Annotated in this window: 7 protein-coding genes; 4 read left to right on the forward strand and 3 right to left on the reverse strand. The window is 71.1% G+C overall.

The annotated features are described in order from the left end of the window. The first annotated feature begins 271 nt into the window (after positions 1-271). Entirely contained in the window at positions 272-721 is a 450-nt protein-coding gene (locus H5J26_RS23535; protein WP_181767947.1) for a PTS sugar transporter subunit IIA, read from the forward strand. An 87-nt stretch (positions 722-808) separates the two neighbouring features. Next, positions 809-2,479: a phosphoenolpyruvate--protein phosphotransferase gene (gene ptsP, locus H5J26_RS23540; protein WP_181767953.1), complete on the forward strand. Its 1,671-nt coding sequence runs from the start codon at positions 809-811 to the stop codon at positions 2,477-2,479. 98 nt (positions 2,480-2,577) lie between these two features. On the opposite strand, the gene H5J26_RS23545 is transcribed toward ptsP, so the two are convergent. Both H5J26_RS23545 and H5J26_RS23550 read right to left on the reverse strand, forming a co-directional pair. Next, positions 2,578-3,426, reverse strand: a complete 849-nt coding sequence (locus H5J26_RS23545) for a hypothetical protein (RefSeq protein ID WP_309238039.1) — start codon at positions 3,424-3,426, stop codon at positions 2,578-2,580. A gap of 133 nt (positions 3,427-3,559) precedes the next feature. Continuing rightward, positions 3,560-5,596 carry an acetoacetate--CoA ligase gene (locus H5J26_RS23550; protein WP_181767949.1) on the reverse strand — a complete coding sequence of 679 codons (2,037 nt, stop codon included), beginning with the start codon at positions 5,594-5,596 and terminating at the stop codon, positions 3,560-3,562. Positions 5,597-5,890: 294 nt separating this feature from the next. Between H5J26_RS23550 and H5J26_RS23555 the strand changes: the two genes are divergently transcribed. Further along, on the forward strand, positions 5,891-8,281 hold the full coding sequence (locus H5J26_RS23555; protein ID WP_181767950.1) for a glycoside hydrolase family 31 protein: 2,391 nt from the start codon (positions 5,891-5,893) through the stop codon (positions 8,279-8,281). A 13-nt stretch (positions 8,282-8,294) separates the two neighbouring features. Beyond that, positions 8,295-9,140, forward strand: coding sequence for a M15 family metallopeptidase (locus H5J26_RS23560; RefSeq protein ID WP_181767951.1), 846 nt, complete (start codon positions 8,295-8,297; stop codon positions 9,138-9,140). A gap of 204 nt (positions 9,141-9,344) precedes the next feature. Here H5J26_RS23560 and H5J26_RS23565 read toward each other — a convergent pair. Continuing rightward, positions 9,345-10,616 (reverse strand): aldehyde dehydrogenase family protein (locus H5J26_RS23565; protein WP_181767952.1); only part of this gene is annotated, 1,272 nt, incomplete at its 5' end.

Raw genomic sequence — 10,616 nt, forward strand, 5'->3', positions numbered from 1 at the left:
GACGCTATCAAACTCCCTGCCCCAGAACGAAATTGGGGCGGCGGACCCGAGCTGTCGGCGCTCGGCCGGAGGTCGACAGTACCGGGGCGCGTCCCCGCGGGCAAATTGATTACCCGTCGGAGACCAGGTCCCGCCGCAGGTCGGGGCCCACACGCCACGCCCCTTGCTCACACGGGGCGGGCGGTTCCCATGACTTACTCTTCTCGAACGGTGCGCCGTCCGGCACAGGCGGAGACGGCGGCTGCTCGATCCCCACATCGGGAGGCAACCAATGACCACCGTGACGTCCCCCCTTGCCGGAACCGCAGTCGGGCTCTCTGCGGTGCCCGACCCGGTCTTCTCCGGTTCGATGGTGGGTCCCGGTACAGCCGTGGACCCCGTACGACAGCCGACCGAGGCCGTCTCACCGGTCGACGGGATCGTCGTTTCGCTCCATCCACACGCCTTCGTGGTGGTGGACGACGACGGACACGGCGTGCTGACTCATCTCGGCATCGACACCGTCCAGCTCAACGGCGACGGGTTCGAACTCCTCGTCGACAAGGGCGACACGGTGGAGCGCGGGCAGCCGATCGTCCGCTGGGACCCCGTCTCCGTCGAACAGGCGGGGAAGTCGCCCATCTCCCCGGTGATCGCTCTCGAGGCCACGGCGGACTCCTTGGCGGCCGTACTCGAGGACGGGGTCGTCGAAACGGCCACGACGCTCTTCAAGTGGAAGTGACACCCGTGTCCCGCTGCGCGCAGTGGGTCGGGGACGCGAGAAGGACGGCGGTGGCAGTGCACACCGCATCGACCGGAGATGAGTGAGATGGACAAGACCCTGCGAGGCGTGGGCGTGAGCCACGGAGTGGCGATCGGCGAGGTCCGGCACATGGGAACCGCCGTACTGGAACCGCCGGCCAAGCAGATCGCCGAGGAGGACGCCCCGCGGGAACAGCAGCGAGCGCGGCAGTCCGTCGAAGCCGTGGCCAACGACCTGATGGCCCGGGGCAATCTCGCCGGGGGTGAGGCCCAGGCCGTGCTCGAGGCTCAGGCTCTGATGGCCCAGGACCCGGAGCTGATCGCCGACGTCGAGCGCCGTATCGCTGTGGGGAGCACCGCGGCGCGAGCGGTCTATGACGCCTTCGCCGCCTACCGTGCGCTGCTCGCCGGTGCCGGTGAATATCTCGCGGGGCGCGTGGCCGATCTGGACGACGTGCGGAATCGCATCGTCGCCCGGCTGATGGGTGTGCCGATGCCCGGTGTGCCGGACAGCGACCGGCCCTACGTGCTCATCGCTCGCGACCTCGCTCCCGCGGACACGGCCCTGCTGGACCCGTCCCTCGTGCTCGGCTTCGTGACCGAGGAAGGCGGGCCGACCAGCCACAGCGCCATCCTCGCGCGGGCCCTCGGGGTGCCCGCCGTGGTGGCGCTGCCGGGCGCGTGCGAGTTGGCGGAAGGGACCGTCGTCGCGGTGGACGGCAGCACCGGATCCGTCAACGTCTCGCCGAGCGAGGAGGAGCAGGCCGCGTTCACGAGGGATGCGGAGGAGCGGAAGTCGGTCCTGGACTCGACCAAGGGGCCCGGGGCCACTTCGGACGGCCACAAGGTGCCGCTGCTGGCGAACGTCGGAGGCCCCGGAGACGTGGCCGCCGCGATCGAGGTGGGTGCCGAGGGCGTGGGGCTGTTCCGTACGGAGTTCCTCTTCCTCGACGACAGCACGAAGGCGCCGTCGCAGGAGAAGCAGGTGACGATCTACAGGCAGGTGCTCGAGGCGTTCCCGGAAGGTCGCGTCGTGGTGCGGGTGCTGGATGCGGGCGCGGACAAGCCGCTGGACTTCCTCACCCCGGTGGACGAACCCAATCCGGCCTTGGGCGTGCGCGGGCTCCGCTCGCTCCTCGACCACCCAGAGGTGCTTCAGGAACAGCTCACCGCTCTGGCGAAGGCGGCCGAGGGGCTGCCTGTCTACCTGGAAGTGATGGCGCCGATGGTGGCGGACCGCGCGGACGCCAAGGCGTTCGCGGACGCTTGCCGTACGGCTGGACTGCAGGCCAAGGCCGGGGTGATGGTGGAGATCCCCTCTGCGGCGCTGCGGGCCCGTTCGGTGCTGCAGGAGGTGGAGTTCCTTTCCTTGGGGACCAACGACCTCGCGCAGTACACCTTCGCGGCGGACCGTCAGGTGGGTGCCGTCTCGCGGCTGCAGGACCCGTGGCAGCCGGCGCTGCTGGACCTGGTAGCGCTGGCCGCCGAGGCGGCCGGGGCTGAAGGGAAGAGCTGCGGTGTGTGCGGGGAAGCGGCTGCCGACCCGCTGCTGGCATGCGTGCTGACGGGCCTCGGTGTGACGAGCCTGTCGATGGGTGCCGCCTCGATTCCGTACGTACGGGCGACGCTGGCGAAGCACACGCTCGCCCAGTGCGAGCGGGCCGCTGCCGCAGCGCGTGCGGCCGACAGCGCGCAGGATTCGCGGCTCGCTGCCCAGGCGGTGCTCTCCGGGGAGTGAGCCGGGCGCGGCCGTGAGAGGAGTGCCGGCCGAACTGCTGTGACGGCGTGGACCGTTCCGCCCTTCTGGGGGGACGGTCCACGCTCGTTCGTGGCGACTCAGCAGTGCAGGCCACCTCCCGGGTGGGGGAGGTCGAAGCCCGGAGCGTGGTCGACGCCGGGCTCGGGAGCCACCGGCTCGCGGGTGACGGGGTCGGTGCAGTACGCCGAGAACACTTCGGATGCGCTCAGGGGCCGCAGCCAGCAGCGCCGCGGGGCGAGGGACCAGCCGCGGACCACGTCTTGCCCGCTTCCTTCGCCGTCCGTACGCAGCACGAGGCCGCCCGCGGCCGCAGTGGCGAAGCCGGCGGCGAGCGCCGTGGTCAGGGCGAGAGCTGCCGACTCATGGGCGTGCAGCCGGCCTTGGGACGTGCCTCGCACGTCCAGAGCGGTGACCAGCGGAGCTCCGGGCACCGCGACGCTTGCGACCAGGTGGTGGTTGCCGTCTCCCGCCTCCTCCAGCAGGAGCGTCACCGCACGCGCCGCCCGGTCGAAGGCGGCCTTGCCGATGTCGGCACCGCATCGCGCGCACGCACCCGCGCGAGCCAGCACCTCCGCTCCCGTCTGCCATGTCACCCGGCACGCGTGGGCGTCGCGGAGCTGCGGGAGGAGCTGGCCGATCCCCTGCCCCTGGTACGGAAGGGTGGTGCCGGCCGTGGCGAGCTGAGCCACGTAGCGCGCACGGCTCTCCGGGGTGTCGGGGTCGAGACGCTCCTCCTGGCAGAACAGCTCGTAGTCGACGGAGTCGAAGAGGGCCACACGCGCGTGGATCTGCTGAGCGGTCAGAGCACGCAGAAGCCCCTCCAACTGCCGCAGGTAGACGGCGTGGTCGTCGAACGCGAAGGAGCCGTAGGCGCGCATGCGCGCGAAGTGCGACTCGTCCGCCAGCACCGCCACGATGCTCGGCACCTCACGGCGCAGTGTGCGGCCCCGCCTGCGTTTGCGACTTCTGGTGTGTGCCACGGTCTCCCCCTGACTGCTCACGGATCATTTGGTCACTCACCGTAATCAGGGGGTCTGACAATGGGCGGCTCCGGCCGGGTCAGGCCGTGCGGTCCCGGGCCAGGCGTTCGTAGAAGCGGAGCAGTTCGACGTTGTCGACGGATCCGGGGTTGACCGCCTTGTCCAGCCGGGCGCCCTGGAGGAGGCGCTTGACCGGGACTTCGAGGCGCTTGCCGGTCAGGGTGTGCGGCACGCCCTCGATCTCGATGACCTCGTCGGGCACGTGCCGCGGTGAGAGACCTTCGCGGATGGTGCGCTTGATGCGGTCACGGAGGGTGTCGTCGAGTACGGCTCCTTCGGCGAGGTGGACGAAGAGCGGCATCCAGTAGCCGCCTTCGGGCTGCTCGACTCCGATGACGAGGGACTCGCGGATCTCTGGGAGGCGTTCGACGGCCTCGTAGATGTCGGCCGAACCCATGCGTACGCCCTGCCTGTTGAGCGTCGAGTCGGAGCGGCCGTGGATGACGACGGTGTTGCGCTCGGTGAGGGTGATCCAGTCGCCGTGGCGCCAGGCGCCGGGGAACATCTCGAAGTAGCTCTCCCGGTAACACGATCCGTCCGGGTCGTTCCAGAAGCGGATCGGCATGGACGGCAGGGGGCGGGTGACGACGAGTTCGCCGACCTCGTCGATCAGCGGCTTGCCCTGCGGATCCCAGGAGTGGAGGTCGGTGGCGAGTGCGGGGGCCTGCAGCTCGCCGGTGTGCACGGGCAGCGTGGGCACGGCGCCTGCGAAGCAGCTGCACACGTCGGTGCCGCCGCTGACGGACGCGATCCACATGTCCTGCGAGACCTCGTCGTGGATCCACCGGAAGCCGTCCGGAGGGAGTGGGGAGCCGGTGGTGGCCACGCACTTGACGCGGGAGAGGTCCAGGTCGCGGCCGGGGTGGACGTCCGCCTTGCTGCAGGCCATCACGTAGGCGGCGGAAGTGCCGAAGAACGTGGTGTCCGTACGGGCGGCGACCGACCACTGAGAACTGATGTCGGGGTATCCGGCACTGCCGTCGTAGGTGACGACCGTGGCGCCGGTGAGCAGGCCGGAGATGAGGAAGTTCCACATCATCCAGCCGGTGGACGTGTACCAGAAGAAGCGGTCCTCGGGGCCGGTGTCGCAGTGCAGTCCCAGCTGTTTGAGGTGTTCGAGGAGGATGCCGCCCTGCGACTGGACGATGGCCTTGGGCAGGCCGGTCGTGCCGGAGGAGTAGAGCACCCACAGCGGGTGGTCGAAGGGCACCTGCTCGAAGACGGGTGAAGCGGCCTCGGAGCCGGACTCCGCGGCGGTGAGCGCGGACCATTCCAGGGTGCCCTCGGGGGCAGGCGTGCCCAGGAGCGGCACGTGGACGACGGCGCGGAGGCTGGGCAGTTCGCGGCGGAGCTCGGCGACGGTGTCGCGGCGGTCGTGCTCCTTGCCGCCGTACCGGTACCCGTCGACGGTGAACAGCACGGTCGGCTCGACCTGCTGGAAGCGGTCGAGGACGCTGCGTGCCCCGAAGTCGGGCGCGCAGGAGGTCCACACTCCACCGACGGCGGCGGTGGCGAGCAGGGCGACCGCCGCTTCGGGGATGTTGGGGAGGTAGCCGCTGACGCGGTCGCCCGGCCGCACGCCGAGGCGGCGCAGCTCGGCGGAGAGTGACGCGACCTGGCGACGGAGCTCCGCCCAGGTGACGGCGCGGGGTTCGTGCTCCTCGTCGACGTGGAGAAGAGCGGGGTCCCCGGCGCGGGCGGGGTCCTCGGCGGTGCGGAGCGCGTGCTCGGCGTAGTTGAGGGTCGCCCCGGGGAACCATGTGGCGCCCGGCATCGAGGAGTCGGCAAGCACCGTCTCGTACGGGGTGGAGAAGCGGATCTCGAACCACTCGGTGAGGGCCTGCCAGAAGGTGGCGAGTTCCTCGACGGACCAGCGGTGCAGCGCGCCGTAGCTCGCGGCCGGATCGTCCGGGACGGCTGCGGGCGCGCCGTGGTGTTCGGCCGCCCACGCCTGGAACCGGGTGATCTGAGCGCCAGCAATGCGGTCCGGGCCCGGCTGCCAGAGTGGTTCCGGCGTCACGGGCTGCGGATGCGATGTGCTGTGCGCTGTGGTCATGGAGGCTCCCGGTCCGGCTGGGGTGTTGTCGGCACGCTTTGTGGGCGTACGTGTCGGCTGAGCAGGACGATGCCACGTGATCAAATGTCGCGCCAGGGCGCACACCACATGGCGTCTTCGCCCCGGATGTGGTGGGACCACGGCGTGACCGTGTGCGGTACGGGCGCCCGCACCATCCCCTTGAGGGGGTTGCGCGCGGTGGCGCAGGGGCGCACGTCAAGGGCTGATGGTGGCTGAATGAACGCCAGTTGAACGCCGCTGACGACGGCGCGGAGCACTGGCACTCTGAGGGTCATGGATGCGCGTGGCCTGGTGCGGTCGGTGTGGATGATCGGTACGACATGGCGCGTGAGGAGCATGAGGGGGGCTCTGCGGCGCGGGCGCCGCGGGGAGGGCGGAGGCCGGCCGGGAGCGGAGCGGGCCCGGGTGCCGGGGCCGGTGTGCGACGCCCGGTCGCGGCCGGGTGGCGGCCTGATCCGGTTCGAGCGTTCGTCCCTGTCGGTGCGGGTGGCCGTGGGGGGTGCCGTCTTCCTCGGATGGGACGGGGCTGAGCCCGCGCCCTCGTACGCGCTGGCCGGGCCGCTCCCGGAGCCCGACGCCCGTACGGAACTGGAGCCTGACAAGGACGGCGGGTGGCGCGTCGTCTCCGAACGGCTGCTGGTGATCGTCTCCCGGCACGGCGCCGTCGAGGTACGGACACCCGGCGGCGAGTTGCTGCGCCGGGAGTTGCCGCCGCGCTGGTGGGAGACCGTCCCCGCACCTGAGGCCGCACGCGATGCGGAGCCGGGTGCGGACGCGGCTCCGGAGCCCGGCCCCTCCGCGGGCCGCTGGTTGCAGCGTTCCGAAGTGGCCGCAGACGCCCGCTTCTTCGGCCTGGGCGGCAGGGCGGGCGGGCCGCGTCTGAAGAACGGCTCGTACCGCCTGTGGAACAGCGCGGGAGGTGCGTTCGGGCCGGATGACGACCCTCTGCACATCACCATGCCGGTGCAGCTGGTCGTCGCGGACGCCGGCACGCATCTGGTCTTCCACGACAACTCCTGGGACGGCCGGGTGACCGTCTCCGAGGGCGTGGAGGGCCGCGGCTCGGGACACGACAGGAACGGGCGCACCGAGATCCGGATGACCGGCGGACCACTGCGCTACTGGGTGATCGCCGGCCCGCCCGCCCGTGTGCTGCACGGGTGGGCCCGGCTGTCCGGGCCGCCGGCGTTGCCGCCCGCATGGGCTCTGGGCCATCAGCACGCGGGGCGTGGCTTCTCGAGCGAGCGGGAGGTGCGCAGCGTGGCGGCCGCCTACCGGGAACGCGAACTGCCGCTCCGCGCCCTCCACTTGGGAGTGGATCACCTGGAGGGCAACCGGGTCTTCACCGTGGACCGTGCCCGCTTTCCCGATCTGCAGGGTCTGGCCGCCGAGTTGGAGGCCGACGGGGTACGGCTGGTCTCGCTCGTCGACCCGGCGGTGCGGCCCGAACCGGGCAATGCCGTCCACGACAGCGGTGCGGCGGTCGACGCCTTCGTACGGGACGCCCAGGGCCGCCGGTTGCAGGGAGTGGTGCGCCGGCCGGGCCGGGCGCTCTTCCCCGACTTCACCGACCCCCGGGTGCGCAAGTGGTGGGGTGAGCTGTACGCGGAGCGGCTGGAGCAGGGTTTCGCAGGGGTGTGGCACGACATGAACGAACCAGCCTGCCTGGCAACGCCGGGAGAGGGCACCCTGCCCCTTTCCGCGCGGCACTCCCTGGAGGGACGCGGCGGCGACCACCGGGAGGCACACAACGTCTACGCGCTCACGATGGCGCAGGCGGGTCACTTGGGGCTGCGCCAACTGCGGCCGTCCCGGCGCCCGTTCGTCCTCTCACGCTCGGGCTGGGCGGGCATGCAGCGCTACGGCGGGACGTGGTCGGGCGAGGTGGCCACCGGCTGGGCGGGCCTGCGCGCCTCGCTGTCACTGGTGCTGGGGCTGGGGCTGTGCGGGGTGCCCTACTCGGGCCCGGACATAGGAGGGTTCACCGCTCCCCCGTCACCCGAGTTGTATCTGCGCTGGTTCCAACTGGCCGCCTACTTCCCGTTGTTCCGCACGAACGCCGCCAAGTGGGCGGGCCCGCGGGAGCCGTGGGAATTCGGAAACGAGGTGCTGGAGAGCTGCAGGGCCGTCATGGCCGAACGGGAGCGCCTGGCACCGTACTTCGGCACCCTTGCCCAGCTGGCGCACAGGTGGGGCGCTCCTTACGTAAGGCCTCTGTGGTGGCAGCACCCCCGCGACCGGGCGCTGCGGGAGTGCGATGACGCGTTCCTGCTCGGTGACGCCCTTCTCGTGGCACCCGTGCTGGAGGAGGGCGCCCGTCTGCGGAGGGTGCGGCTGCCGCACGGGCGCTGGTACGAGACGGCGACGGGCACGGCGCACGAGGGGCCGGGCGAGGTGGAGTTGGAGGCGCCCCTCTCCCGCATTCCCGTGCTGGCGCGAGCCGGTGCCGCGGTGCCCGTGAAGGGGGCGGACGGCAGTACGGAGCTCGAGGTCTGGCCGCCCGCAACGGGACGTACGGGCAGCGGGCTGGTGATCAGGGATGCGGGGGACGGCTGGGAGCGCCCGTCGCCGGAGCGCTTCACCGTACGCCGGCAGGGCGGCAGGACGGTCGTGGCGCGGGAAGACGGTGCCGCCGTGGGCTACCGGGTCCGGGTGCGCACCTGATACATGAGTGGCCATGGCATTCAGAGGATCCTTCAGCCGCCCCCGACTCGCCGCGGCACTGCTCGCCTTCGCCGCTCTCGTACCCGCCGCGCCCGCCGCCTCGGCCGCACCGTCGCCCCAGGACGGACGGGGAACTCCGGCGGCGGAAGAACCGTCCGCGCCCAAGGAGTTCGTCGCGCTGAGCGATGTCGCCCCGACCATCCTCCACGAGATCCGCTACCCGACGCGGCACAACTTCGTCGGCGACCGCATAGACGGCTACCGGCAGCGCATGTGCATCGTCACTCGCGACACCGCCAGGGCCCTGAGCATCGCCCAGCACGCCTTCCTCAGGAAGGGCTACTCCCTGAAGGTGTACGACTGCTACCGGCCGCAGCGCGCGGTCGACCACTTCGTGAAGTGGGCGAAGGACCTCGACGACGAGCGCATGAAGAAGGAGTTCTACCCGCGGGTCGAGAAGGACCGGCTCTTCGAGGACGGCTACATCGCGGAGAAGTCGGGCCACAGCCGCGGCAGTACGGTCGACCTGACGCTCGTGCGCCTGCCCGCCCACCCCACGCGCCCCTACCGTCCCGGCGAGGCGCTGGTCTCCTGCTTCGCACCGAAGGGCGACCGGTTCCCCGACAACTCCATCGACATGGGCACCGGTTACGACTGCTTCGACACGCTCTCCCACACGCTCGACCCCCGCATCGAGGGCAAGCAGCGGGCGAACCGGATGCTGCTGAAGAACACCCTGGAGAAGAGCGGATTCACCAACCTCCCCGAGGAGTGGTGGCACTACACGCTCACGGACGAGACGTTCCCGGACACCTTCTTCGACTTCCCCGTCTGGCGCCGGGCGCTCCACGGGCACTGACCGCCGGAACCGTACGGGCCCGGCGCAGGTCGTCGGGCCGCCGCGGACACGCAGTCGGCGGCACGGAACCACCCCCGTGGGTCCCGTACCGCCGTCTGTGATGGTGGACGCCGGAACCCCGGGGGCGGTTCACCGCGAAGCGGTTCCGGACGCGCGTGTGCGGGTCCGGTGACCCCGTCGTGACATTTGATGCAGGGCGGCTGCTCAGAAGGGGTAGTGCGCGTGCTCGGTGGCCAGGGTCACCCAGCGGGTGTTGCTGAAGGCCTCGATCCCCCAGCGGCCTCCGAAGCGCCCGTAGCCCGAGGCCTTCACGCCGCCGAAGGGGGCCTGCGGCTCGTCGGCGACCGACTGGTCGTTGACGTGCACGATGCCGGAACGGATGCGGCGAGCGACACGCAGTCCGTGGGTTCCGTTCTCGGTGATGATCCCGCAGGTCAGTCCGTGCTCGGTGGCGTTGGCGAGCGCGACGGCCTCGTCGTCGTCGGTGAAGGTGGCCAGCGTGCAGACGGGGCCGAACGCCTCCTCCTGGTACAGCTGCATGTCCTCGGTGACACCGGTGAGCACCGTTGCGGGATGTACGGCGTTGCGCGGTTCCCCTCCCCCGGTGAGCACTTCGGCGCCCTTCCCCACGGCGTCCTTGACGAGCGCGGCCACACGGTCCGCGGACGCCGCACTGACCATCGGGCCGATGACGGTGGTGGGGTCGGTGGGCGCGCCGTGCGGGAGCGAGGCGACCTTCGCGGTGAACTTCTCGGTGAACTCCTCGGCCAGTGAGGCGTGCAGCAGGATCCTGTCGCCGGACATGCAGATCTGGCCCGCGTTCATGAAGACCGCGAAGGTGGCGGCGTCGACCGCGTAGTCGACGTCGGCGTCCTCCAGCACGATGACGGAGTTCTTGCCGCCCAACTCCAGTACGGCGGGCTTGAGATGCTGCGCCGCCAGGTTGCCTATGACACGTCCGACGCCGGTCGAGCCCGTGAAGTTGACCGAGCGCACGGCCGGATGGGACACCAGCGCCTCGGCGACCTCGGCGGCGTCCTGACGGGCGTTGCTCACGACATTGAGCACACCGTCGGGCAGCCCGGCCTCGCGCAGGACGTCCGCGACGAAGTAGCCGCAGGCCAGCGGGGCGTCCTCGCTGGGCTTGACCACGACCGTGTTCCCCGCCGCCAAGGGCGCGGCCACAGCGCGGGTGCCGAGGATCACCGGGGCGTTCCACGGGGCGAACGCGGCCACGACTCCGACGGGTGCACGGATCGCGAGGCTCAGCACACCCTCGTCCTGCGGGGTGAGGACCTCTCCCCTGGGTGCGGAGACCGCGGATGCGGCCTCACGCAGCATCCCTGCCGCGAGGTGCACGTTGAACAGCGCCCAGGGGCGGCTGCCGCCCGCCTCCTTCGCCATGAGCTCCGCCGCCTCATCACCGCGCGACTCCAGGATGTCGGCCGCCTTGAGGAAGATCGCCCGGCGCGTGGA

This window comes from Streptomyces albidus (ex Kaewkla and Franco 2022), assembly GCF_013870515.1.
Classification (GTDB): Bacteria; Actinomycetota; Actinomycetes; order Streptomycetales; family Streptomycetaceae; genus Streptomyces; species Streptomyces albidus.